This is a genomic window from Roseateles sp. P1_C1_2, assembly GCF_056406535.1.
In genome coordinates this window covers 67,793-92,269 of the sequence record NZ_JBFUAB010000002.1, presented here as the reverse complement: position 1 = coordinate 92,269, position 24,477 = coordinate 67,793, and the positions used below count along the sequence as shown (strand labels likewise).

25 protein-coding genes are annotated in these 24,477 nt (G+C 69.2%); 13 read left to right on the top strand and 12 right to left on the bottom strand.

All coding sequences use genetic code 11. The annotated features are described in order from the left end of the window. Window positions 1-10: 10 nt before the first annotated feature. From AC1D2H_RS02205 to AC1D2H_RS02190, 4 genes are all read right to left on the bottom strand, one after another. Window positions 11-712, bottom strand: coding sequence for a hypothetical protein (locus tag AC1D2H_RS02205; protein WP_478009716.1), 702 nt, complete (start codon window positions 710-712; stop codon window positions 11-13). A gap of 103 nt (window positions 713-815) precedes the next feature. Further along, window positions 816-983: a hypothetical protein gene (locus tag AC1D2H_RS02200; RefSeq protein WP_478009715.1), complete on the bottom strand. Its 168-nt coding sequence runs from the start codon at window positions 981-983 to the stop codon at window positions 816-818. Continuing rightward, complete coding sequence (locus AC1D2H_RS02195; protein WP_478009714.1) at window positions 980-2,980, bottom strand: S9 family peptidase; 2,001 nt, start codon at window positions 2,978-2,980, stop codon at window positions 980-982. The genes AC1D2H_RS02200 and AC1D2H_RS02195 overlap by 4 nt, the downstream gene beginning before the upstream one ends. 113 nt (window positions 2,981-3,093) lie before the next feature. After that, window positions 3,094-5,091: an alpha/beta hydrolase family protein gene (locus AC1D2H_RS02190; protein ID WP_478009713.1), complete on the bottom strand. Its 1,998-nt coding sequence runs from the start codon at window positions 5,089-5,091 to the stop codon at window positions 3,094-3,096. A 119-nt stretch (window positions 5,092-5,210) separates the two neighbouring features. On the opposite strand from AC1D2H_RS02190, the gene nadB reads away from it, so the two are divergent. Beyond that, window positions 5,211-6,812, top strand: coding sequence for an L-aspartate oxidase (gene nadB / locus AC1D2H_RS02185; protein WP_478009712.1), 1,602 nt, complete (start codon window positions 5,211-5,213; stop codon window positions 6,810-6,812). Here the strand turns inward: nadB and AC1D2H_RS02180 are convergent. The 4 genes from AC1D2H_RS02180 to AC1D2H_RS02165 form a co-directional block, all read right to left on the bottom strand. Continuing rightward, window positions 6,809-7,786: a hypothetical protein gene (locus tag AC1D2H_RS02180; RefSeq protein WP_478009711.1), complete on the bottom strand. Its 978-nt coding sequence runs from the start codon at window positions 7,784-7,786 to the stop codon at window positions 6,809-6,811. The two genes, nadB and AC1D2H_RS02180, sit on opposite strands and share 4 nt — an antisense overlap. 121 nt (window positions 7,787-7,907) lie before the next feature. Continuing rightward, complete coding sequence (locus AC1D2H_RS02175; RefSeq protein WP_477928730.1) at window positions 7,908-8,585, bottom strand: hypothetical protein; 678 nt, start codon at window positions 8,583-8,585, stop codon at window positions 7,908-7,910. A gap of 83 nt (window positions 8,586-8,668) precedes the next feature. Further along, a complete protein-coding gene (locus AC1D2H_RS02170) occupies window positions 8,669-9,205 on the bottom strand; it encodes an RNA polymerase sigma factor (protein WP_477928732.1) in 537 nt (178 codons plus the stop codon). A gap of 2 nt (window positions 9,206-9,207) precedes the next feature. Beyond that, window positions 9,208-9,405, bottom strand: a complete 198-nt coding sequence (locus tag AC1D2H_RS02165) for a YgaP family membrane protein (protein ID WP_477928733.1) — start codon at window positions 9,403-9,405, stop codon at window positions 9,208-9,210. A 268-nt stretch (window positions 9,406-9,673) separates the two neighbouring features. Between AC1D2H_RS02165 and AC1D2H_RS02160 the strand changes: the two genes are divergently transcribed. Next, window positions 9,674-10,207, top strand: a complete 534-nt coding sequence (locus tag AC1D2H_RS02160) for a hypothetical protein (RefSeq protein ID WP_478009710.1) — start codon at window positions 9,674-9,676, stop codon at window positions 10,205-10,207. A 12-nt stretch (window positions 10,208-10,219) separates the two neighbouring features. On the opposite strand, the gene AC1D2H_RS02155 is transcribed toward AC1D2H_RS02160, so the two are convergent. After that, window positions 10,220-11,074, bottom strand: coding sequence for an AraC family transcriptional regulator (locus tag AC1D2H_RS02155; protein WP_478009709.1), 855 nt, complete (start codon window positions 11,072-11,074; stop codon window positions 10,220-10,222). Between the two features lie 38 nt (window positions 11,075-11,112). Between AC1D2H_RS02155 and AC1D2H_RS02150 the strand changes: the two genes are divergently transcribed. The 10 genes from AC1D2H_RS02150 to AC1D2H_RS02105 all read left to right on the top strand — a co-directional run bounded on the left by AC1D2H_RS02150 (window position 11,113) and on the right by AC1D2H_RS02105 (window position 21,564). Beyond that, a complete protein-coding gene (locus AC1D2H_RS02150) occupies window positions 11,113-12,372 on the top strand; it encodes an MFS transporter (protein WP_478009707.1) in 1,260 nt (419 codons plus the stop codon). Window positions 12,373-12,438: 66 nt separating this feature from the next. Next, complete coding sequence (locus tag AC1D2H_RS02145) at window positions 12,439-12,894, top strand: group II truncated hemoglobin (protein ID WP_478009706.1); 456 nt, start codon at window positions 12,439-12,441, stop codon at window positions 12,892-12,894. A 6-nt stretch (window positions 12,895-12,900) separates the two neighbouring features. After that, a complete protein-coding gene (gene arr, locus AC1D2H_RS02140; protein ID WP_478009705.1) occupies window positions 12,901-13,317 on the top strand; it encodes an NAD(+)--rifampin ADP-ribosyltransferase in 417 nt (138 codons plus the stop codon). 67 nt (window positions 13,318-13,384) lie between these two features. Beyond that, the gene (locus AC1D2H_RS02135) at window positions 13,385-13,807 is read left to right on the top strand and encodes a hypothetical protein (RefSeq protein ID WP_478009704.1); all 423 of its coding nucleotides are present in this window, start codon (window positions 13,385-13,387) and stop codon (window positions 13,805-13,807) included. A 57-nt stretch (window positions 13,808-13,864) separates the two neighbouring features. Beyond that, on the top strand, window positions 13,865-15,577 hold the full coding sequence (locus AC1D2H_RS02130) for a thiamine pyrophosphate-binding protein (protein WP_478009703.1): 1,713 nt from the start codon (window positions 13,865-13,867) through the stop codon (window positions 15,575-15,577). Beyond that, entirely contained in the window at window positions 15,570-15,794 is a 225-nt protein-coding gene (locus AC1D2H_RS02125; protein WP_478009702.1) for an RNA-binding S4 domain-containing protein, read from the top strand. Before AC1D2H_RS02130 ends, AC1D2H_RS02125 begins: the two co-directional genes overlap by 8 nt. 49 nt (window positions 15,795-15,843) lie before the next feature. Further along, window positions 15,844-17,136 carry a metal-dependent hydrolase family protein gene (locus AC1D2H_RS02120; protein WP_478009701.1) on the top strand — a complete coding sequence of 431 codons (1,293 nt, stop codon included), beginning with the start codon at window positions 15,844-15,846 and terminating at the stop codon, window positions 17,134-17,136. Between the two features lie 402 nt (window positions 17,137-17,538). After that, on the top strand, window positions 17,539-19,908 hold the full coding sequence (locus AC1D2H_RS02115) for a pectate lyase family protein (protein ID WP_478009700.1): 2,370 nt from the start codon (window positions 17,539-17,541) through the stop codon (window positions 19,906-19,908). 14 nt (window positions 19,909-19,922) lie between these two features. Further along, window positions 19,923-20,672, top strand: coding sequence for a PEP-CTERM sorting domain-containing protein (locus AC1D2H_RS02110; protein WP_478009699.1), 750 nt, complete (start codon window positions 19,923-19,925; stop codon window positions 20,670-20,672). A 10-nt stretch (window positions 20,673-20,682) separates the two neighbouring features. Beyond that, window positions 20,683-21,564: a PEP-CTERM sorting domain-containing protein gene (locus AC1D2H_RS02105; protein WP_478009698.1), complete on the top strand. Its 882-nt coding sequence runs from the start codon at window positions 20,683-20,685 to the stop codon at window positions 21,562-21,564. A gap of 1 nt (window position 21,565) precedes the next feature. Here the strand turns inward: AC1D2H_RS02105 and AC1D2H_RS02100 are convergent, their stop codons facing one another. From AC1D2H_RS02100 to AC1D2H_RS02090, 3 genes are read right to left on the bottom strand one after another with little or no spacing between them, the layout of a single operon-like run. Beyond that, a complete protein-coding gene (locus AC1D2H_RS02100; protein WP_478009697.1) occupies window positions 21,566-22,291 on the bottom strand; it encodes a substrate-binding periplasmic protein in 726 nt (241 codons plus the stop codon). After that, window positions 22,288-22,995 carry a phosphoserine phosphatase SerB gene (serB, locus tag AC1D2H_RS02095; RefSeq protein WP_478009844.1) on the bottom strand — a complete coding sequence of 236 codons (708 nt, stop codon included), beginning with the start codon at window positions 22,993-22,995 and terminating at the stop codon, window positions 22,288-22,290. The genes AC1D2H_RS02100 and serB overlap by 4 nt, the downstream gene beginning before the upstream one ends. Window positions 22,996-23,047: 52 nt before the next feature. Further along, window positions 23,048-23,587, bottom strand: coding sequence for a PEP-CTERM sorting domain-containing protein (locus tag AC1D2H_RS02090; RefSeq protein ID WP_477928760.1), 540 nt, complete (start codon window positions 23,585-23,587; stop codon window positions 23,048-23,050). Between the two features lie 127 nt (window positions 23,588-23,714). On the opposite strand from AC1D2H_RS02090, the gene AC1D2H_RS02085 reads away from it, so the two are divergent. Further along, window positions 23,715-24,473 (top strand): PEP-CTERM sorting domain-containing protein, encoded by a 759-nt coding sequence (locus tag AC1D2H_RS02085; protein ID WP_478009696.1) that lies wholly within the window; start codon window positions 23,715-23,717, stop codon window positions 24,471-24,473. Window positions 24,474-24,477 lie beyond the last annotated feature (4 nt).

Here is a 24,477-nt window from a genome sequence, read left to right as displayed (position 1 = left end):
CAGCCATCCACTATGGCTTGGCACTGGCGCCTGCCCCAGCTAGTGGCTTTGGCGATGCAGGTTCGAAATTGGCGGCAAGGCATTTGCCGGGCTCTGCAGGGTACCCCCAGCCACCCTTTCGTAGACCGTGGATGGCCAGGTAGTCAAACAGTGCAATCGGAAGGGCGACAACTCGCGCGGCCATGACTCCGGCACTGCTGTCATCCATCATGTGCAGCGTCGCAATCTGGATGTCCAGGGCCATCGACGCACATGCGCGCGGCGTCGTTTCGGAGGGACTTAAGGCTCGATCGCCCTTCTTGAATACTCCATGGAGGTAGTCCAAGCGATCGATGAAGTCGCGATTGCAGTTTGCCGCGCCATTGCCTTTTAGGAGCCAGCACACGTCATGCGCCTGACAAGCCCCATCAATATCGTCAACTGGCCGTCTGCTCATGTAAGACAACGCCAGCTCTCGGCGCTCGTCGTCCGAGAGGTCAGCCTCGGGCTTGCCGCTCGGATGCTTCAGACCCGGGTGGCCTGCGCCACAGAAGCATCCATATTTAAAGGTGCTTTTTGGTATGCGCTTTGAGACCAGAGGCTGTTCACATGTTGCCGCAGCACTAACCGTTCGATCAACGTCCTCACCAGCTAGATAGCTAGGGGTCTTCGAGCCGCGATCACTAGTTGTGGCGCACCCCGCAAGAAGCGCCAACGCAATCCAGGTGACCATGACTTGGATGCTACTCAGGTATCGCATTTTTCCCCTCCCGGGATCGCCGTTGAAGCGCGAGGCGCGTTTTGCCGGTTCCTCTAGACGATGCCAACAGCTTCTATTAATCGCACCCACAAATTTGAGGATCCGAAGGCGGCAGCATGGCCTCGCCGGTGTCGGGGTCCTTAAAGAACAGCTCGGCGGGCGGAGCGGCGAGCGCGCTGCTGGCCAGGCATCGCTGTGTGGCCAGGCGGGCGAGGTGGATCTGACAGCGCAGTTCCATGTTCAAGGCTTCAGATACTTCGCCAGGAAGGCTTCCATCCGCTCCGCGAAATCGACGTGGTTCTTGACGACGCCGAAGCCGTGCGCCTCGCCGGCGTAGGTCACCCACACCGGGTCGTTGCCCGCCGCCCGCAAGGCATCGCGCATGCGCTTGCCGTGGACCAGCGGCACGCGCTGGTCCTGCTCGCCAAAGGCCAGCAGCAGCGGGGCCTTCAGGCGGGCCGCCTGCTTGAGTGGTGAGTTGGCGGCCAGCATGGCGGCGTCCTTCACGGCGTCGCCGACGCGCTCGGGCATGGCGTACTTGCGGAAGTCGTCATGCGTGCTGTCGTCCACCAGCCAGGAGCCGGTCACCATCAGCTCCAGGTCGGTCACGGCCAGCCAGGCCACGCCGCAGCGGTACAGCGTCGGGTCCTTGATCAGGCCCATCAGCGTGCTGTAGCCGCCGTAGCTGGCACCGGCGATGCACGCCTTGTCGCTCGCGAGGCCCTCCTTCTGCGCCCAGCGCAGCGCATCGGCCACGTCGTCCTGCATGGCCTGGCCCCATTGCTTGAAGCCCGCTTCGAGGTGGGCGGTGCCATAGCCGGCGCTGCCGCGGAATTCGGGCTCGATGACCACATAGCCGCGCGACGCCAGGAACTGGGCATCGGCATTCCAGCGCCATTCGCCACCGCGCACCCAGGGGCCGCCGTGCACCAGCACGACGGCCGGCAGCGGTCCCTTGGCATCGGGGTTGCGGGTGACCCACACTGGCAGGTCACGGCCGTCCCGCGCCTTGATGCGCTGCAGTTCCAGCGCGGCCATCTGGTCGGGCTTGATGTCCTCGCGCACGGCCTTGATCAACCGCCAGTTCTTTTCGCCCTCGGGCGGCTTGGCCTGGAAGATGTAGAGCTGGCCCGGGTTGCGGTCGCTGTAGCTGAGCACCAGGGCCACCATGTCCGGCGTGCCGCAGCGGCGGCAATCGATGTGGTTGATGCGGCCGGCAAAGAGGTTGTCGGCGCGCTGCTGGAAGGCCTGCATCGCCGCGTCGAACCAGATCGTCGTCTCGCCATCGGCGGTGACGCGAACGCCCAGCGTGCGGCCGGCCTCGTCGGTGACGAAGTTGCCGCTGAAGTCAAAGCCCGGCACGGCGACCAGGGGCTTGGCCTCCGGCGCGCCGGTCGCGAAGTCATAGCGCGACAGCGCACGGTGGCCCAGCGCGCCTTCGTCGCGCGAGACGAACATCACGCCGGTGTCGTCCACCGCCTCGATGCGATAGGGCACGGTGTTCAGGTCCGTCTCGTAGAGCTGTTTCCATTCCCGGGTGCCGGGCGGCTGCCAATAGGCCGCCTGGCGGCTCTTGAACTGGGTCAGCGCGATGCGCGGCTCGCCGAGGTTGTCGGCCACAAACCCCACCGTGTGTACCGGCTCCTTGTAGTCGACGCTGCGAACGGTGTTGCTGGCCGTGTTCAGCCAGACGGGCGTTTCGATGCCCTCGCCACCATAGGAAAACTCGGTCAGCAGCACCTCCTCGTTGACCTTGCCGGGCCGCGAGGGCGGCACGGCCAGCAGGCGATGGTTCCAGTCCAGCATGCGGTCGTCGCGGCCGTCGTTGACAAGCGGCTTCCACTGGCGCCGCACCAGCTGGCGGGCCGGCGAACCGTCCGTCTTCACCGTGAACAGTCCCGGTGCGCCGGCGGGCCGACCGCTGCCCGCGCTGTAGTCGATGACGCCGAACACCAACCTCTCGTCGTTGACCCAGTGCACATTCATCACGTCCGCCTCGGGGAATTGGGCCACGCGCAGGATGCGGCCGCCCGGTGCGAGGTCGTAGACGACGAGGCCGATGCGTGCCGTGCCCTTGGCCGTCGTGACCGCCAGGCGTCGGCCCGAGGGCGACAGCACGGCGTAGGTGATGTCGGCGTCCTTGTAGAACACCTCGGCCGGCGGCGGGGCCGCCTGGGCGAGTGGAACGCCCACGCAGGCGAATGCGAATGCGAGCGCGGTGGCACGCAGGCGTGATGTCATGACCTTCTCCCTGATGGCGAATATTTTTTCGGCGCGAAGGATAGTGGATCGCCTGCGAGCCGGCGCCGGGGAACGCCCCCCAAGGACGGGTGGCAAAGCCTGGCACCAAACGCTCAGGGCTGCAGGTACTTGGCCAGGAAGGCTTCCATGCGCTCGGCGAAGTCGACGCGGTTCTTGGCGATGGCGAAGCCGTGGCCTTCGCGCGGGTAGCTGACCCAAGCGGGGTCGTTGCCGGCCTCGATCAGTGCCTCGCGCATGCGCTTGCCGTGGGCCAGCGGCACCCGCATGTCGGCTTCGCCGAAAGCCAGCAGCACAGGCGCTTTGATGCGCGTGGCCTGATTGACAGGGGAGTGGGCGGCGATCAGGGCTGCGTCCTTGTCGGCATCGCCTACCAGTTCTGGCAGGGTGTATTTGCGGTGGAAGCTGCTGGTGTCGTCGTTCACCCACCAAGAGCCGCGCAGCAGCAGGTCCAGGTCGGTCACGGCGATCCAGGCAACACCGCAGCGGTAGAGCTCTGGATGCTTCGCCAAACCCATCAGCGTGCTGTAGCCGCCGTAGCTGGCGCCGGCGATGCAGGCCTTGTCGCTGGCCAGGCCTTGCTGCTGCGCCCAGCGCAGGGCGTCGGCCACGTCGTCCTGCATCGCCTGGCCCCATTGCTTGAAGCCAGCCTTGAAATGCGCTTCGCCATAGCCCGTGCTGCCGCGGAACTCGGGTTCGATGACGACATAGCCGCGCGAGGCGAGGAACTGCTGCATCGGTTGCCAACCCCAGCTGCCGCCGCGCACCCAGGGGCCGCCGTGGACATACACAACGGCCGGCAGTGGCCCCTTGGCCTCGGCGCTGCGGGTGACCCAGACCGGCAGGTCGCGGCCGTCGCGGGCCTGGGTGCGGTGCAGTTCCAGCGTCGCCATCTGCTCGGGCTTGACATCGCTGCGCACGCGGCCCAGGCCCTGCCAGGCTTTTTCCCCCTCGGGCGGCTTGGCTTGGTAGTACCAGAGCCGGCCGGGGTCGCGGTCGCTGCTGCTGCGCACCAGGGCGACCATGTCCGGTGCCTCGCAGCGGCGGCAGCTGATGCTGTTGATGCGGCCGGGGAAAAGGCGGTCGGCCTGCTGTTGCAGGGCCTGCATCCTTTCGTCAAACCACACCGTTGCCTCGCCGTCCACCGTCACCCGCACGCCGCGGGGGCGGCTGCTGCTGTCGGTGATCAGGCTGCCGGCGAAATCAAAGCCCGGCGTGACGACCAGGGGCTTGGCCTCCGTTGCCTTGGCGGCGAAGTCGTAGCGGGTCAGCACGTGGTAGCCCTGCGGTCCTTCTTGGCGCGTGACGTAGAGGCTGCCCGCGTTGTCCACCGAAATGGGCTGGAAAGGCGAGTCGAAGAGGCCGCTCTCATACAGCTGCACCCACTCTGCGCTGCCCGGCGCGCGCCAATAGGCTGCCTGGCGATCCTTGTGGCCGGTGATGGCGACACGGGGCTCGCCTCGGTTATCGGTCAGCCAATCCACGGTGTGCGGCGGCGCCTTGATCCCCGTCGAGCGAGTCTGTCCGTTGCGGGTGTTCAGCCACAGCGGAAACAGGCTGTAGCCATGCTCGTTGGTGTGCTCGCCGATCAGCACCTCCTCGTTGGCCTGGCCGGGCAGCGGCTCCGGCACGCGCAGCAGCATGTGGTTCCAGTCCAGGATGCGGTCGTCCACCTTGCCGGTGCTGAAGACGGGCTTGCCCCAGCGGCGCACCAGCACGCGCAGCTGCTTGCCATCGGCATTGAGCCCGAACAGGCCTGGCCCACCGCCGCCGCGGCCGTTGGTCTCCGACAGTTCCACGAGGCTGAAAATCAGCCGGTCTTCGTTGACCCAGCGCACCCGGCTGACGTCGCCGTCGCCGAACTGGGCCACGCGCTGCGTCTTGCCCTCGGGCCCCAGGTCGACGATGGCGAGGCCGACGCGCTCGCCCCCCTTGGCCGAGGTGAGGGCCAGGCGCCGGCCCGACGGCGACAGCACGGCCTCGATGATGTCGGCGTCCTTGAAAAACACCTCGGTGGGCGGTGGGGCAGCTTGGGCGAGCCTCGCAGCCAGCAAAAAGCCGGCAATCACGCCGGCCCGGGTCATTGTTCTCATGGGCTTCCTCGGCTGTTCCTCGTCGACAGCGCGCGCAGCATAGCGAGTAGGCTGGGTCATCGATTGGGCAATCCTCACCCTGGCCTGGGGCTTGCAGCCCTGCTGGACAATGCCCGGCCATGACTGCTGCTCCCCAAGACGCCCCCGTCGTCATCATCGGCGCCGGCCTGGCCGGCCTCACCGTGGCCCTGCACCTGGCCGACAGCGTGCCTGTCGTTATCCTCGCCAAGCGCGAGTTGACCGAGGCCGCCACCGCCTGGGCCCAGGGGGGCATCGTCGGCGTGCTGGGCAGCGACGACTCCATCGAGAGCCATGTGCGCGATACCCAGGACGCCGGCGCCGGCCTCGTCGACGAAGCCACGGCCCGCTTCATCGCCGAGCGCAGCGCCGCCGCCGTGGGCTGGCTGGTCGACCAGGGCGTGCCCTTCACGACCGACGACACCGGCCCCATGGGCCTGCACCTGACGCGCGAGGGTGGCCACGCGGTACGCCGCATCGCCCACGCCGCCGACGCCACCGGCAAGGCCATCCACGACCAACTGCTGGACGTGGCCCGCAAGCATCCCAACATCACGCTGCGCGAGCGCTGGATGGCGCTGGACCTGATCACGTCGCGCCACGTGCAGCGCGACGAAGTGCCGCGCGTCTACGGCGTCTATGCGCTGGACATCGACGCCCAGCGCGTCGAGACCCTGCCGGCGCGCGCCGTCGTGCTGGCCACCGGTGGCGCCGGCAAGGTCTACCGCTACACGACCAACCCCGACACCTCGACCGGCGACGGCATCGCCATGGCCTGGCGGGCCGGCTGCCGCGTGGCGAACATGGAATTCATCCAGTTCCACCCGACTTGCCTCTACCACCCGCAGGAACGCAGCTTCCTCATCACCGAGGCGCTGCGCGGCGAAGGCGGCCACCTGAAGTTGCCCGATGGCACCCGTTTCATGGCGGCCCACGACGAGCGCATGGAACTCGCGCCGCGCGACATCGTCGCCCGCGCCATCGACTTCGAGATGAAGAAGCACGGCCTGGATCATGTGTGGCTGGACGCCACCCATCTCGGCGAAGCCTTCCTCATCGAGCACTTCCCGACCATCCACGCCCGCTGCCTCAAGCTCGGCATCGACATCGCCAGGCAGCCCATCCCCGTCGTGCCGGCCGTGCACTTCACCTGCGGCGGCGCCGTGACCGACCTGCTGGGCCGCTGCGACCTGCCCGGCCTGTATGCAGTGGGCGAGACCGGCTACACCGGCCTGCATGGCGCCAACCGCCTGGCCAGCAACTCGCTGCTGGAATGCGTCGTGCTCGGCCAGACCTGCGCCGGCGACATCCTCGCGCACGCTCCGCTGGAGTCCGCGCCCATCCCGAGCTGGGACGAGAGCCAGGTCGAGAACGCCGACGAGCAGGTCGTCATCGCCCACAACTGGGACGAACTGCGCCTGCTGATGTGGAACTACGTCGGCATCGTGCGCACCACCAAGCGCCTGGAGCGGGCCCTGCACCGCATCGCGCTGCTGCGCGGCGAGATCGACGACTACTACGGCAGCTTCCGCGTTACGCGCGACCTGCTGGAGCTGCGCAATCTTGTCGAATGCGCCGAGCTCATCGTCCGCTCCGCCCTGATGCGCCACGAAAGCCGCGGCCTGCACTTCAGCCGCGACTATCCGCGCACGCTACCGGTCAGCTTCCCGACGGTGCTGATCAGCGAGCGCCATCGGCGCTAGGGCAGCCGAAGGGTGTCGCGCTCGCTGACGCGTACCGTGTTCGGCGGCTCATTGCCCAGCCGATAGGTGACGCTGAGCAGCTTGCGGTGGCCGGGTGCGGGGTCGAAGCCGAAAAGCTCGTTGCGCACCTCGGCCTCGAAGCGTTCGCCGCGAATCTGGGCGCGCAGGGCCTGGGTCACATCCTTCCAGCGGCCCTCCGCGCCGTAGCTGGCGCTTTCGATGACGAGACGACCGCCGCTCGGGCGGGTCGGGCCCCGGTTGCCGCCGCGACCACCACGGCCCCAGTCGCCGCGGCCCCAGCCGACGAACTGGTTGCCGTCGACGGTGCCGTATTCGCTGTATTCGAAGACGCGCTCTTGGCCGCTGCGGTCACGGGCAAAGATGCGCAGGATCTTGGTCTGGCCCGGCAGCGGGTCCACGCCGAAAAGATCGTTGGTCAGGCGGAAACGCTGGTCGCGCCGTGCCAGCTCGCGCAGGCGGTCGGTCACGTCCACGTCGCGGCCGCTGGCGCCATAGGTGGCGTAGAGGATGGTGAACTGGCCGTCGTCATGGCGGTCACCGCCGCCGGCGTTGTTGGCGCCGCCCTGCCAGCCACCCTGCCAGTTGGAATCGCCCCAGTTGCCGCGCCCCCAGCCGACGAACTGGGCACCGTCGACCCAATCGCGCTCGCGAAAATCGAAGTTGCGTTCGCGGCCCTGGCGGTCGCGGGCGAAGATGCGCAGCGTCTTGGTGCGGCCGGGCTCGGGGTCAACGCCGAAGAGGTCGTTGGTCAGCCGGAACCGCCGGTCCTGGCGCGCCAGCTCGCGCAGGCGGCCGGTCACGTCCACATGGTTCTGCTCGCCGCCGTAGCGAGCGTGCAGGATGACGAACTCGCCGTCGTCGTCATCGCGGGCCGTGGCCGGCAATGCCACGCCAGCCAGCAGGCCGGCAAAGAGGGCGCTGCCCGCACCCAGAGTCCATTGGCGTCTTCTCATGGCGTTCTCCTTGTTATGGTGCGACTGATCGTCGCACGCGCCATGTCACAACGCGCAGATCCGCGGCAGCGCAGACGGCCCATGGGCGTGGGCCGTCGTAAGGGTTGGTAACGCGAGACGGTCAGCGGCCCCAGTCGCCGCGACCCCAGCCGGTGAACTGGGCGCCGTCGACGGTGCTGCCTTCGGCGTACTCGAAGCTGCGCTGCTGGCCGTTGCCGTCGCGCGCAATGATGATCAGCCGCTTGCCGCGGCCCGGGTCGGGGTCGACGCCGAAGGTGTCATTGCCCATGCGGAAACGCTCGTCGCGGCGCGCAAGTTCGCGCAGCCGGCCGGTCACATCCACCTCGCGGCCCGGGTTGCCGTAATTGGCGGCGACGATGGTGAACTGTCCGCCGTCATGGCGGTCGCGATAGGGGTTGCCGGCCCAGCCGCCGTTGTAGTTCTTGTCACCCCAGCGGCCACCGCCCCAGGCGGTGAACTGGCCACCGTCGATCCAGGCGCGCTCGGGGTAGTCGAAGCGGCGCTCACGGCCGTCACGGTCGCGGGCGTAGATGCGCAGGTATTTGTCGCGGCCCGGGTCGGGGTCCACGCCGAAGAGGTCGTTGGTGAGCTTCACGCGGCGATCGCGGCGCGCGAACTCACGCAGCCGGTCGGTCACGTCGACGTGGTTGCGGTCGGTGCCGTAACGGGCCTGCAGGATGACGAATTCGCCGTCGTCATCGCCGCGTTGCGCGAGGGCGGGGGCCGAGATGGCAGCGAGCAGCGTGGCCGCGCCCAGAACATAGTGGCGTCGATTCATGGTGGATGTCTCCGAAGTTATGGAGGTCACCATGCTTTCACCGGGCATGCCGGTGCCAAGTCGGACGGCAGGAAGTCCGCCCGTCAGCCACGGGCGGGCCGCCCTCCGAGCAGGTACTCCCGTGCCAGCGCCCGGGCGCGGTGCAGGCGGCTTTTCACGTTGGGCCGCGTCAGGCCAGTGCGGGTGGCGATCTCCTCGATGGTCATCTCTTCCACGTCGCGCAGCAGCATGACCTCGAGGTAGTGGGCCGGCAGCGACTCCAGTGCCGCCACCAACTCGCGCCGCAGGCCCACCTCGTCATGCGCGACCAGCCATTGCTCCAGCTTCTCTTCGTCGTAGGGGTCGTAGCGCAGCGTGACGCGGCCCAGTCGACGGCATTCGCGCTGCACGAGGCGGATGGCCCAGCCCGAGAAGGCCGCCAGCACGCGCAGCGACGGCAGCTTGCGCGCGACGATGAGCAGGGCCTCCTGCACGGCGTCGTCCACGTCGCTGAGCAGGCAGTGCTGCTGGGCATAGCGGCGGATGTCCGGCCGCGTGATGCGCAGCAACTGCTCCAGCGCCCCTGGGTCGCCGCCGTGGGCGGCGGCGAGCAAGGGCAGGTGATGGGCGGCCAGGGCCACGGCTACTTCAGCTTGCGCCCGACCAGGGCGCAGGCGGGGCAATAGCCGAACAGGCCCGAGGCCACCAGGCCGATGGCGCTCGCGGCGACCAGCCAACCCGCCGCGCCACCCAGCATCGTCAGGCCCAGGCCGGCAGCCATGGCGCCCGCCAGCACGCGCAGCACGCGCTCGCCGGTCGGAACATTCTTCACATAGAACATGGTTCAACTCCAAGTGCATCGAGGACGACCCTCGGACACTAAGAGGCGCCGGCTGGCGAAAAGGATTCGCGGTCGAAAGAAAATATTTTGCAGCGCGATACCCGCGCGCCGCCCGGCAGAGGCGGATCGTCGGGGGAGAGTTGCTTGCCCAGAAGCGCCGCTGAGCCGGCGCCAGCGGCGGCCACGCGGCCCATCCTCCAAGCTGAGGATGTGGCGTGCAGCTTGAGCCTCCAATACTGAAGCCGGCTCACACGCACCGGGAGGCGTCATGGCTGACGGATACGAGAAGGAAGAGTACTTTGCCTTGGTGAAGTCGATCGCGGACTTTGACCAGCGCATGCTGACCGTCAAGGGTTGGGGCGTGACGCTCAGCCTGGCGGCCCTGGGCCTGGGCTTCCAGTACCGGGCCTATGGCTACTTCCTGATCGCCGCCGCCAGCAGCGTGGCGTTCTGGATCATCGAGCATGCCGGCAAGCGGCATCAGATGCGCCACTACGTGCGGATGCGCGAGATCGAAATGCATCAGTACGACGCGGCCGCCGCAGGCGACAAGCAGGTGTCCAGCCCACGCATCGATTGGTCGTGGTCGACGGCGCACCGCACGCTTGGCAATGGGGCCGTCGCACCGAAGGCCATCACCGCCAGGGGCGCGAACGGCTTCTATCGCTTCGCCGGCTTCATGCCCCACCTCGCCTTCCCTCACGCGATCACGCTCGTCGTGGGTCTGGTGCTGTTCTACCTGGGCTGCGCGGGGGAGCTGACTGCATTCGCCCTTGGGTCGCCGCCAACACCAGCCAAATAGCGGAGTCCGCCGTCAGGCTTCGGCAAAGAACCGGCTCGGCGGCATGCCCACCGTGCGAGTGACCATGGCCGTGAAGGCGCTGGCGCTGGCATAGCCCAGCTCGGCCGCGATATGGCTCATGGGGCGGCCGCGCGCCGCCAGCGTCAGCGCATGGGCCAGCAGCAGTTGCGAGCGCCACTGCGCGAAGCTGGTGCCAAGCTGCTCGCGGAACAGCCGGCTCAGCGTGCGCGGGCTCGCGCCGGCCTCGGCGGCCCATTCGTCGAGGCCGGCATGGCGGCCCGGCTCGTTCAGCATGGCCTCGCAGAGTTTGCGCAGGCGCGCATCCTGGGGCAGGGCGACGCCCAGTGCCAGCGAGCGGGCACGCTGCAGTTCGATGAGCACGAGCTGTTCGATGCCGCGGCGCCGCGCGGTGTCCTCGTGGCTTTCCTGCGGTGCCGGGTCGGGCACGGCGGGCAGGGCCAGCACCAGCTCGCGCAGCAGCGGCGACACCTCCAGCACGCGGCCCACCTGCCAGGTCTCGCCGGCCAGCAGCGCGGGACCGAGGTAGAGCGTGCGCAGGTCGCACTGCTCGATGGCCGTCACCGCATGGACGATGCCGGGCGGGATCCACACTGCCCGCGACGGCGGCACGATGTAGGTGGAGACCTCGGTATTCACGCGCACCGCGCCGGTCATGGAGAAGACCAGCTGGGCCCAGTCATGGCGGTGGGGCTGGATGTCGGCCAGATGCTCCAGCAGCCGCGATTTGGCGCGCAGAGGCCGGTCGGGCGTCGGTGCGAAGAGCTCGGGCGAGAAGGCGGGGAAGCTGCGGCGGCTGGAGGACACGGCGATCGGGTGGCTGGATTTCGACAGAACTTGACGAATCATCGTAACTGCGCCGATTCGGCGTTGCCTAGAGTAGGGTCATGAGTGCAACCCTTGCTTCTTCTCTCGACGCCGGCCTGCAGCGCCGGCGCGACGTCACGACGATCTCCACCATTGGTGTCGCCCATGGCACCTCCCATTTCTTTCACATGCTGCTGGTGCCGCTGTTTCCGGTGTTCAAGGCCGTGTTCGGGCTGAGTTACTCGGAGCTCGGCCTGCTGGTGACGACCTTCTTCGTCATCTCGGGCGCCGGCCAGGCGCTGTCGGGTTTCATCGTCGACCGCATCGGTGCGCGCCCGGTGTTGTTTGCCGCGATGGCGAGCTTCTTCCTCGCCTCTGTCGCCGCCGGCCTGGCCCAGGGCTTTGGCGGGCTGATGCTGGCGGCGGCGCTGGCCGGCGTGGGCAACGCGCCCTTCCACCCGGCCGACTTCACCATCCTGAACAAGCGCGTGTCGCAGCCGCGCCTGGGTCATGCCTTCTCGGTGCACGGCATCAGCGGCAACCTGGGCTGGGCGCTGGCGCCAGTGTTTTCCATGAATATTGCCCAGGCCACGGGCAACTGGCGCTTTGCGTACCTGGGCACGGCCCTGGTCGCTTTGGCGGTGATGGGCCTGTTGTTCTGGCAGCGGAATGCCATTGATGACCGTCAAGGATCGTGGGGGCACGCCAAGCCTGCCGCCGGCGCTCAGGTCGAGCACCCCATGGCCTTCCTGAAGCTGCCTTCGGTCTGGTTGTGCTTCTCCTTCTTCTTCTGGAGCACGGCGGCGCTGTCGGCCATCCAGAGCTTCGCCAGCCCGGCCCTGCACCAGATCTACGGCCTGCCGCTGGCACTGACGGCCTATGTCGTCACCGGCTACATGCTGGCCGGCGCGGCCGGCATGGTCTGCGGCGGCTTCCTGGTGGCCAAGGCGGAGCGGCTGGAGCGCACCATCGCGCTGGCCTTGGCATTGGCCGCGGGGCTGCTGCTGCTGGTCGCGACGGGCGTGCTGTCCGGCCTGCTGGCGGCAACGGTCGCGGCGCTGGCCGGTTTCGGCACCGGCCTGGCCGGCCCCTCGCGCGACATGCTGATCAAGCGCGCCTCGCCGCCGGGAGCGACGGGCCGGGTGTATGGCACCGTCTATTCGGGCCTGGACATCGGCTTCGCGCTGGCCGCGCCGGTGTTCGGCGCCATCCTGGACCACGGCATGCCGCGCGGCGTGTTCGCCGGCTCGGCGGCCGCCCTGCTGATGGGCGTGGCGTCGGCCGGCCTGGTGGGCATGGGCCTGGCGCGGCGGCGCGCGATGGTGGCTGCGGCCACCTGAACGCGCCGGCTTGACGGGCGGCCTGGTGCCGGGCATCGTCGCGGCCCGATTTGGCCAGGAGGAGCCATGCGACAAGACAGTCTGTTCGATGCCCTCGGCGGCCAGGATGCCGTGCTGCGCCTGGCCCGGGCCTGGCACGCGCGGGTGCTGGCCGACGAAGTCGTCGCCCATGCCTTCAGCCATGGCTTCCATCCGCAGCACACCGAGCGCCTCGCGGCCTATTGGGCCGAGGCCTGGGGTGGCCCGGCGCTGTACAGCGGGCAGCTCGGCAGCCACTCGGCGGTCGTGCGAAGCCACAGTGGCAACGGCCCGCACGAGGAGATGGACAGTCGCGCGATTGCCTGCTTCGATGAGGCACTGGCCGACGTCGGTGTGGCCGACGCCGAGCTGCGCCAGGTGCTGCATGATTACTTCGCCTGGGCTACGACGCAGGCGATGGCCGCCTACCCGAGCCGCGGCCAGACCGTGCCCGACGACCTGAGGCTGCCGCACTGGTCGTGGCAGGGCCTGGTGAGGGCTTAGTCCGCGATGACGCAAGACATCGACCCGAGCGCCCCGCGCTACTACCACGGCACCAAGGCCGACCTGAAGGTGGGTGACCTCATCCAGGTCGGCCACACGTCCAACTACGGAACGCGCCGGAAGGCGAACCACGTCTACCTGTCCGCCACGCTGGAGGCGGCGGTCTGGGGTGCCGAGCTGGCAGTGGGGGATGGGCGCGGTCGCATCTATGTCGTCGAGCCGACCGGCGAGATCGCCGACGACCCCAACCTGACGGACAAGAAGTTCCCGGGCAACCCGACCCAGTCCTACCGCAGCCAATCGCCCCTGCGTGTGGCGGGCGAAGTGCTGGAGTGGCAGGGGCATTCGGCCGAGCAACTGCAGGTCATGCAGGCGCATGTGGAACGCATGCGGCAGCTGGGCATCGAGGCCGTCGACGACTGAGCCGGTCTGGCGGCGCCCGCAGGCATCGCCGCTAAAGTGGACACCATCCACTTCATCTGCGCCTTCCATGTCGATTCGCGGTCTTGTCATTGCACTGCTCCTGGTGGGCGCCCTCGGCCTGGCCTGGCAACAGCGGGAGCCGCTGCAGGCCTGGCTGGGGACGTCGGCCGCCAAGGTCCAGAGCCTGGCCGAAGCTTCGACCGACAGTCGCCCGGCGGCGGGTGCCTCTGGGCCCAAGGCCCGGCCAGGTGGCCTGCGCAAATGCGTCAAGGGCCAGGAGATTTCCTACACGAATGCCGAATGCCCGCCCGGCTACCGCGACCAGGCCGTGACCGGCGGCTCTGTCACCGTCGTGCCCGCCACGCCCGTTCCCAAGCCTGCCGAGGCTAGCAGCGGGCCGTCGTCGCTCCACAAGGCCTTGGGCATCACGCGCGATGACACCCTCAAGGAAAAAGCCATCGATCGCGCCATCGACGGGGCGACCCGCTGACGGGCAAGCCCATGCTCAGGGGGCATGCGAGGCCGCGACGCCAGCTAAAGTCCCCACATGACTAGACAAGCTACCACCCCCGCCCTTGCCGGCCACAAGCTGGTCGAGGCGCTGATCGCCCAGGGCGTCGACACCGCTTTCGGCGTGCCCGGCGAATCCTTTCTGGCGGTCCTCGACGGCTTCCACGAGTACGCCGACAAGATCCGTTTCATCGCCTGCCGGCAGGAGGGCGGCGCGGCCTTCATGGCCGAGGCTCAGGGCAAGCTGACGGGCCGGCCCGGCATCTGCTTCGTGACGCGCGGACCGGGCGCGACGAATGCCAGCATCGGCCTGCACACGGCCTTCCAGGATTCGACGCCGATGATCCTTTTCATCGGCCAGGTCGCCAGCGACCAGCGCGACCGCGAGGCCTTCCAGGAGGTGGACTACCGCCAGATGTTCGGCCCGGGCACGCTGGGCATGGCCAAGTGGGTGGGCGAGGTGCATGACGCCGAGCGCCTGCCCGAGTACGTGGCCCGCGCCTTCCACACCGCCATGCAGGGCCGGCCTGGCCCGGTCGTGCTGGTGCTGCCCGAGGACATGCTGACCAAGCCGATCACGGCGCCCATCGTCGCGCCGGCTCGCCCCGCCGAAGCCGCGCCCACGCCGGCGGCCCTGGCCGAGCTGCGCGAGCGCCTGGCCGCGGCGAAGAAGCCGCTGGTGATCGCCGGCGGCGGTGGCTGGACGCCCGAGGCGACCACCGCGCTGCAGACCTTTGCCGAAGCCTGGCAGCTGCCCATCGGCTGCGCCTTCCGCTTCCAGGACCTGTTCGACAACGGCCATCCGAACTACGCCGGCGACGTCGGTATCGGCATCAATCCCAAGCTGGCCGCGCGCGTGAAGGAGGCTGACCTCATCCTCGCCGTCGGCCCGCGCCTGGGCGAGATGACGACCGGCGGCTACACGCTGCTGCAGGCACCGCGTCCCACGCAGCAGCTCATCCACATCCACGCCGGCGCCGAGGAGCTGGGCCGCGTCTACACGGGCGAGCTGCTCATCAACGCGAGCATGAGCCAGGCCGCGCCGGCGCTGGCCGCACTGGCGCCGCCGACTGACGTCGCCTGGCGCGACTGGACGGCCGCGGCCAATGCCGACTACCAGGCCAACCTCGTGCCGGCACCCGTGGCGCCGCTGGACATGGCCGAGGTCATCCGCCTCATCGACGCCAAGCTGCCCGAAGGCACGATCTTCACGAACGGCGCCGGCAACTACAGCGGCTGGTTGCATCGCTTCCACCGCTACACGGGGCTGCACCGCTTCGGCAAGACGCAGCTCGCACCGACCTCGGGCGCCATGGGCTATGGCGTGCCCGCCGCGGTGGCCGCCGCGCTGCTGCAGGACCGCTGGGTCGTCAACATCGCCGGCGACGGCGACTTCCTGATGACAGGCCAGGAGCTGGCCACGGCCACGGGCTATGGCGCCAGGAAGCTGCTCGTCGTCATCGTCGACAACGGCACCTACGGCACCATCCGCATGCACCAGGAGCGCGAGTACCCGGGCCGCGTGTCGGGCAGCGATCTGTTCAACCCCGACTTCGCCAAACTGGCCGAAGCCTTCGGCTTCGTGGCCTTCAAGGCCGACAGCACCGAGCAGGTCGGGCCGGCGCTGGATGCGGCCATCGCGGCGGGCAAGCCGGCGCTGCTGCATCTGCGCCTGTCCAGCGACGTGAGCACTTCGCGCTCGACGCTGACCGCCATCCGCGAAGCGGCGCAGAAAGCCCAGCATGCTTGAGCTGACGCTGCGCGGCGACTACATCGAGCTCGACAAGCTGCTCAAGGCCATGGGCCTGGTCGAGAGCGGCGGCCGGGCGCGGGTGCTGATCGCGGCCGGCGAAGTGCAGGTAGACGGCCGGGTCGAGCTGCGCAAGACGGCCAAGATCCGCGCCGGCCAGACCGTGACTTTCGGGACGGACTCGGTCAGGGTCATCCAGGGGCCGGCCGGCGGCTGAGCGGCACGACACTCGCGGGCGGCTTTCTTTGCCGCTCACTTGGGTCGTCATGCGCCGCTTCACCCTTGCCCTGCTGTTCGCTGCCTGCAACGCCGCCGTCGCCGCCCCGGGCGAGACGCTGATTCATGCCGGCCGCCTCGTCGACACCGAGGCCGGCCGCGTGCTGGAGCGCCAGTCCATCGTCGTCTTCGGCGACAAGATCAGCGCGGTCAAGCCGGGCTATGCCGACGCGGCGGGCTACGACAGGCTCATCGACCTGAAGGACCGCACGGTGATGCCCGGGCTGATCGACGCGCATGTGCACGTCAGCCATGAAAGCAACCCGGGCGCCTACGCCGAGCGCTTCTTCCAGAACCCGGCGGATGCGGCCCTGCATGCGACGGTCTATCTGCGCCGCATCCTGGATGCCGGCTTCACGACCGTGCGCGACCTGGGCGCGCCGGACGGCCTGGCCATCAGCCTGCGGGATGCCACGGCCAAGGGCTGGATCACCGGCCCGCGCATCTACGCCGCCGGCAAGGCCATCGGCACCACGGGCGGCCATGCCGACCCCAGCAACGGCCTGAACAACCAGCTGCGCGGCGACCCCGGCCCGGCCGAGGGCGTCATCAACGGGCCTGACGAGGCACGCAAGGCGGTGCGCCAGCGCTACAAGGAAGGCGCCGACCTCATCAAGCTGACCGGCACCGGCGGCGTGCTGAGCCTGGCCACCAACGGCGTCAACCCGCAGTTCACCGACGCCGAGCTGAAGGCCGTCGTCGAGACGGCCAAGGACTATGGTTTTGCCGTCGCCGTGCATGCCCATGGCAAGGAGGGCATGCTGCGCGCCATCCGCGCCGGCGTGGACTCGATCGAGCATGGCTCCTATCTCGACGACGAGGTCGTGGCGGCGATGAAGCAGCACGGCACCTGGCTGGTGCCGACGCTGTCGGCCGGGCGTTTCGCCAGCGAGAAGGCGCAGCAGCCGGGCTATTTCCCCGAAGTCGTGCGGCTCAAGGCGATCAGCGTGGGCATCCTCGTGCAGCAGGCGCTGGCCCGGGCCTGGAAGGGCGGCGTGAAGATCGCCTTCGGCACGGACTCGGGCGTCGGCCCGCATGGTGCCAATGCCAGGGAGTTCGGCTATCTCGTGGAAGCCGGCATGCCCCCGATGGCGGCCATCCAGAGCGCGACCATCAACGCCGCGAAGCTGCTGCGCCAGGACGGCCAGCTGGGCGCCATCACGCCCGGGCGTTGGGCCGACATCGTCGGCGTCAAGGGCGACCCGCTGGCCGACATCCGGCTGATGGAAAAGGTCGACTTCGTCATGAAGGCCGGGCGCGTCATCCCGGCGGCTGGCAGCTGACAACCTTGTCCGCGGGTTGGTCCCGCCCCGCAGATCAATGCCCTCAGGGATAGCCCGGCGTTGACCCGAAATCAAAAAAACGAAACACTGTTTCAACTGCTCGCTGAGCCGAGACCGCGAACCGGACACCGCCGGGTGACCGGGGCCTCGTCAGCCGATGCAGTGCGAGGCGCCTGCTGCGCCCGCTCTCCCTCCTGATGCCCAAGCGAGCCGGTGCCGCACGGGTGTCAAGCGTCACCTCGGCCTGCCGCCGATCCCCCGTTTCCTGCTGCTGAAGCGCTGCGCGCCTGACCCCTGACGGGCCGGGTGCCGGGCGGGCTCGCGCCTGCTCGCCGACAGCGCCGGCCCCAGGAGCGGCAACACCCACGATTGCGCGCCGCAAGAGCGCGCCGGAGACATGCCATGACCTCGAGCAAGCCCAAGCTGGGCCTGCTGGCTTCGTCCATCTCGCTCGGCCTGCTGGCCTGCGGTGGCGGCCAGGAGAGCCCCGCGAACTTCGTCGCCCCGCAATCCAGCGAGCAGGCCAGCGCCAGCCGCCTGGACGCCACCCCTGCGACCGATGCCGCGACCGCCAAGGCCCTGGCCGTGCGCGACCCTCGCCCGGTCACGCCGCCGCCGGCGCCCGTCATCGACGCCGTCAGCCTGACGGACACGGCGGCACCACTGCTCTTCGACGTCGGTACGCGCAACTACGCCGCGCCGACGACGATCAGCGGCCTGCACAACCCGAGCAACTACCGCGCCGCGCCGCGCCTGCCGGCCTGGCAGTTCACCAGCGTCGACCCCACCGGCGGCCAGCTCACCTTCGAGCGCGAGACCGCGCCCGACATCGGCTGGCATGGCCGCTCGCGGGCCGGCAAGGTGCTGGTCACCGGCGGCTCCTCGGCCCCCGCCAACCGCGTCTACACGGTCTTCAACAAGGAGCAGTTGCTGGCGGCGCTGCGCGAAGCCAAGAACCAGCCCAAGATCATCCGCATCGTCGGCCACATCGACTTCCGCTGGCGCGACGGCAACACCGTGTTCGAGGAGTACACGGGCTTCCTGGACCAGAAGAACGGCGGCTCGCTGTCCATCCCGTCCAACACGACGATGGTCGGCATCAACGACAGCAATGGCCGACCGGCGCGCATCACCGGCACGCAGGTCCTGATCGGCATCGAGGCCGCGACGACGGCGGCGGGCTCCGAGGCCGATTTCAAGGCCTGGGTCGCTGCCGGCAAGGACCCGGAAGCCTTCCCGACCTGGACGCGCAACATCATCCTGCGCAACCTGCAGATCGACACGCCCTGGGACGTGAATCCCGAGGACAGCGACAACGCCTACATGGACGGGCTGACCGTCACGCGCGGGCAGCAGATCTGGATCGACCACGTGACCATCAGCGACGGCGACACGCCCGACTCGCTGGCCAGCGACACGCGGCATGACGGCGCGCTGGACGTCGTGCGCGGCAGCGACTACGTGACCATCTCCAACAGCGTCTTCAGCAAGCACCACAAGACGACGCTGGTGGGCAACGGCGATTCGGGCCGCGCCTGGAGCGACGCCGGACGCCTGCACGTGACCATGACCGGCAACTGGTGGAACAGCACCGGCTCGCGCCTGCCGCTGGTACGTTTCGGCCAGCTGCATATGTACAACAACCTCGTCAGCGGCAGCACGACGACCTCCGACGCCGACCTGAAGTTCGCCTCCGGCCTGGACGCGCGCTACCAGTCCGACGTCATCAACGAGAGCAACTTCTACGAGTTCACCGGTCTCAAGCCCAAGGAGGTCTGCGGCAAGCTGGCCGGCGGCAAGGATGCGATCTCGATGCGCAGCTCGGGCCACCGCTTCATCAGCGACAAGGACGACCTTGGCAAGCCCATGGCCGGCGTCATCGACATCGAGCTGCAGGGTTGCGACGGCGTGCCGGTGGCGCAGAACTGGGTGCCGCCCTATGCCTACACGCTGCGCACGGCAGATGCCACGCGCGCCGCCGTGCAGGCTGCGGCCGGCGCCGGCCGGCTGGGCCCGTTCGCCGTGCAGGGGCCGGTGCCCGCGCCGCTGCCCAGCGCACCCGCGCCCAGCCCCGCTCCGACACCCGCGCCCACGCCACCGCCCACGCCCGCGCCGACACCCGCTCCCACCCCCGCCCCGGCGCCTGCGCCGACGCCGGTCCCGCCCACCATCCCCGGCACCGCCTGCACGCCGACGCTGCCCTGTGACAGCAGCAGCGGCGAGAAGACGCTCAGCGCCGCCGTCACGGCGACCGTGCCGGCAGCGGCCTATGCCCAGGCCACCGGCACCTACACCTTGTCCGGTGCGGGCGCCATCAGCACCGGCGCGCCCTATGCGTTCAACTTCAAGTACACGGCGCTGACGGGCGACTTCACGTTCACGGCACGCGTGGTGATGCAGGGCGGCAGCGCCGACTCGGCACGCGCCGGCGTCGTGGCCATGGACGGCCTGACCGGCACGCCGGCCTATGCCTGGACGGCGCGCTACTCGTCCACCGGCGAGATCCGCGCGGCCATCAACGCCAACAACAAGGCCAGCATCAGCGGCTTCGCAGCCTCGGCGCTGCCGGTCTGGGTACGGGTGCGGCGCGCCGGCAACTCGGTCTTCCAGGCCGCATCGACCGACGGCGTGACCTGGACCGAGAAGACCCCCACCAACCTCACCGTGTCCGCGTCGACGCTCTATGTCGGCCTGGCCCTTTCATCGGGCAACAACGGCACGGTCGTCACGGCCGATTTCGACAACGTCAGCATCGTCGGCGGCGGCCACTGAGCCAGGAGAACACCATGCGATTCCGACTTCAACCTCTGGCCGTGCTGCTGCTCGGCCTCACGCTGGGCACCGCCCAGGCCGCCGCGACCCACGAGGTGGGCTACGCCTCGCTCGGCGGCACGGCCGTCAGCTTCACCGAGCTGGCCGACGGGGCCGTCATCGACGGCCTGCTGAGCAGCGGCGGCGTGCTGTTCGGCGAGCGCTTCGCCGGCCAGGAACTCGCCGTGGCCAAGGCGCCGCGGCCGGGTGCCGTGGCCCAGGACTGGTTCGACGACCTCAGCTTTGGCAGCCCCACGGCGGGCCTGGCGCTGCTGGCCGGTGCGCCGGGCGCCAACCTCGGCGCCTACAACTATGGCGACGCCGACGGCATGGCCCTGTTCGGTGCCGGCCCGCTGGTCGGCGCCGCCGATGGTTTCGGTGCCATCTCGGCCCGGTTCGCCGCGCCGGTGTCGGCCCTGGGCCTGCAATTGCGCGATGCCGATGGCGGCGCGATCACGTTGAGCCTGTACCGCACGGACGGCAGCCTGATCCAGGCTGTGGACCTGAGTGGCCGCAGCGACGGCCGCTATGCCTTCGCGCGCAGCGGCGGCGCGGCCGACATCGCCGGCTTCACGCTGACCAACCGCGACAGCTATTACGGCGTGTCGCTCGACAACCTCGTGCTGGCCGCCGCACCCGTGCCGGAACCGGCCGCGGCCCTGCTGCTGCCGGCCGGCCTCGCGCTGCTGCTGGCCGTCCGCCGCCGTTCATCCAAAGCCCTGTGAGGAGACATCCATGAAGATCCGCAACACCGCCTTCGCCCTCTCCCTGCTGGCCGCGGCCAGCCTTGCCCCAGCGGCCACGACGCTGGTCGCCGGCGATCTCTGGTTCACCGGCCTCGCCCGCGAGTCGGCCTACGGGGGCTTCTCCTTCGTCAGCTTCGTCGACATCGCCGCCGGCACGTCGATCAGCTTCTCCGACAACGGTCTCACGTCGGCGGGCACGTTCAAGAGCAGCGTGGCCAAGGAGAACACCTGGACCTGGACGGCCACCAGCGCCGTCGCGGCCGGCACCCAGGTCGTCGTCTACGGCGGCACGTTCAGCACCGCGGCGGGCAGCGTCAGCGGCAGCAGCTCGGGGCAGGGGGGCAAGAACGTGTCGACCGGCACGCTGGCCATCCGGCCCACCGCCGACGCGGCGGCCTATGCCTTCGACTTCTCCAGCAGCGGCGAGGTCCTGTATGCCAGGCAGGGCAGCAGCTTCATCGCCGCGATCAATGCCTTCCCGAGCGTGCCCGCCAGCACCAGTGACAACCCGCTGGCCAGCGGCCTGAGCAACATCCAGGTGCTGAACTACGCCTCGGCGGGGGGCGACGGCGTGTTCGAGCGCACCGAGTGGTATCGCGGCCCGACCACGAACCTGACCGCCGCGGGCTACAAGGCCGCCATCGGCAACCTCGCCAACTGGAGCAGCGACACGTCGACCAGTGCCTTCAAGGGCCTGGGCCTGCTCGAGGGCGCGGGGCAGACGGCCGTCGTCACCGGTGCTGCCGTCGGCGTGGGTGCGGGCAACTTCGCCATCGTCGCGACGCCGGTACCCGAACCGGGCACGGCCACGCTGACGCTGGCCGGCGGCCTGCTGCTCGGCGCCTACGCGCGCCGGCGCATGCGCCGTTGATTCAGCGGTAGCGGGCCAGCATGCGCTGGATGCTGCCGTCGCTGACGAGGCGGTCCAGCACCTGGGCCACCTCGGCGAAGGGCACGCCCGAGCGCGGCGAGAAGGCGCAGCGCGCATCGAACTGGGCGATGACCCAGGCGATGCGCACCGGCGCGTCCGGCTGCTCGTGCAGGAAGAACTGCAGCGAAGTCTTTTCGACGAGGGCATAGCGCACCTTGCCGGCGGCCAGGCGACGCAGGTTGGCCGCCATGCTGGGCACGTCCGAGCGCCTGAACCATTTGCCCAGGGCCTGCTCGGCGCGCGGGTAGCTGTAGCCCTGCACCGTGCCCAGGGGCTGGCTGGCCAGTTGCTCCAGCGTCTTCAGCGCGGGTGCATCGGCATGGGCGGCGACCAGGCTGGCGTCGGGGATGAGGCCGCGCGTCCAGCGGAAATCGCCCTGCAGCCATTCAGGCAGCACGAAGCAGACGGCATCGGCCTCGCCGGCGAGCAGGGCGGCGCTGACCCGCGTGCCGGCCAGGGGGATGAAGCGGGCCGGTCTGTCCAGCCGGGTCGCGATCAGTTCACCCAGGTCCTTGGCGATGCCGCCGACGAGCTGCCCCTTGGCATCGAAGTCGGCAATCGGCAGCGCGTTGTTGGTCGCCGCGGCAAAACGCAAAGGAGGCGCTGACTGCGCCGCTGCCGTGCCCGCGAGCACGGTGGCCAGCAGCAGCGCCGCCAGACGTCTCACGGCCTGACGAGCTCCAGCAGCCGGTCCAGCCCGCCGTCGTTGATCGCGATGCGGGCCTGCTCGCGCACCTTGGGCTTGGCGTGGTAGGCCACCGACAGGCCGGCCGCGCCCATCATGGGCAGGTCATTGGCGCCGTCGCCGACGGCTATCGCCTGGTCGGCGCTGCAGCCGATCGCCCGGCAGCTCTGCAGCAGCATCAAGCGCTTCTGCTCGCCGTCGCAGATGTCGCCCCAGTCCTGCATGACGACGCGGCCGGTGAGGGCGCCGCCGTCGATCTCCAGCTCGTTGCTGCGCACGAAGTCCATGCCGAGTTCGGCCGCGACAAAGCGCGTGAAGAAGGTGAAGCCGCCGGAGACGAGCACGAGCTTGAGCCCGGCTGCCTTCAGCGCCGCACACAGCTCGCGCGCGCCAGGGTTGAATGTGAGGCGCTCGGCCAGCACGCGGTCCAGCACCGTGGCGGGCACGCCGGCGAGGATGGCCAGACGGCGGCGCAGGCTGTCCTTGAAGTCGGTGATCTCGCCGCGCATGGCCGCCTCGGTGATGGCGGCGACCTCGGTCCCCTTGCCGGCCAGCGCGGCGATCTCGTCGATGCACTCGATGCTGATCAGCGTCGAGTCCATGTCGAAGGCGGCGAGCTTGAAATGGGACAGTGGCGGCAGTGCAGGGCCGTCGCGCAGGACAAGGCCGTCGGAAGCGGGAGAGATCACGGAGTCGGGTTAGGGCAGGCCATCAATGGCCCGCATTATCCCGGTGCGCTCAGGCCCGGCGTCGGGCGGCCAGCAAGGCCAGGCCGCCAAGCAGCAGGGCGGCGCCGGCGGGTTCGGGCACGGTGGTCGTCTGCAGGTCGAGCTGGAAGAAGGCCTGGCTCGACAACGGCAGGTTGCGCATGTCGACCTGGATGCTGTCGGCCGAGGCGGTGATCCGCGACAGCGTCAGGCCGACGATATTGGTCTGCAACTGCAGATTGACGATCTGCGGGCCACTGGGCTGCAGGACGAAGTTGAAGCGGTTGATGTCGATGTCGTCAAAGCCGCTGCCCGGCCCGACGTAGTCGTAACGGATGCCGCTGTCGAACAAGTCCAGGGTTTGCGTCGGCGAGGTCAGCACCTGGCAGATCTGGGCGACGCCCGGGCAACTGATCTCCACGCCGCTGCCAACGAGGACGTTGTCGATCGTGTGGAGTCCGTTGCCGCCATTGATGAAGTCGTAGCGCACGTCGACCGACGTGCCCGTCAGCCCGGTGGCGCCGGCCAGGGCGGGCAGCAGGGCGGCAACAACGAAAGCCAGCTTCTTCATCACGGTCTCCAGGCAGCGGGTGGCGCAGTCTAGGCAGCCCTTCGAGCGCCCGCAGCCCCTAGCTTGAGACGGTGCGGAGACGCTGGCCGCGCACAGTGCGCCAGTCCCTCAGCCGTGGAGCCCGCTCATGTCTCGCCTCGCCTCTGTTTCCGCCGCCGGCCTTGCGCTGGCCCTCGCCACGCATGCCACAGCTTCGGGCCTGAGCCTGCAGATCGGTGACTTCCATGCCACCGACTGGAGCCTGCTGCAGATCACCGACGATGGCCCCGCGGATGCCAACATGGTCATCGACGCCAACCTGGGTAACCCGGGCTCGCACTGGGTGATCAGCTATGTCACGCCGAGCAGCCCCGGCCTGTCCAGCTCGACGAACCGGCTGGGCGCCTTCTACACGGCGCTGGCCTACGACCCGGCGCAGTCGGGCGCGCTGCAGAAGCTGGAGTTCAGTGCCGACATCCGCGGGCTGTCCAGCAGCTTTGCCTTCGACACGCTCGGCAGCATCCGCCCGGCGCTGATGCAGAACGGCGTGACCTACACCGTCGTCGGCAGCGACCTCGTGACCGGCAAGGCGATGATCCAGCCCGACTACCTGTCGAAGCAGTGGTCCTTCGCGGCCACGGCGGCCGACTGGGTGCCACCGGTGGCCGGGTCTGCGCAGCGCCCCGACTTCAGCGCCGGCGCACTGCCGATCTACGTGGGCTTCCGCTACACGCTGGGCACCAGTTGCAACAGCGCCAACGGCTGCACCGGCGGCAGCGCCTTCCTCAGCCTGGACAACTTCTCGGCCACGCTGACGCCGATGGCCGCGGCAGTGCCGGAGCCCTCGACCTGGATGTTGCTGGTGGCGGGCCTGGGCCTGACCCTGCTGCGCCGCCGCCGCGGCTGAAGCA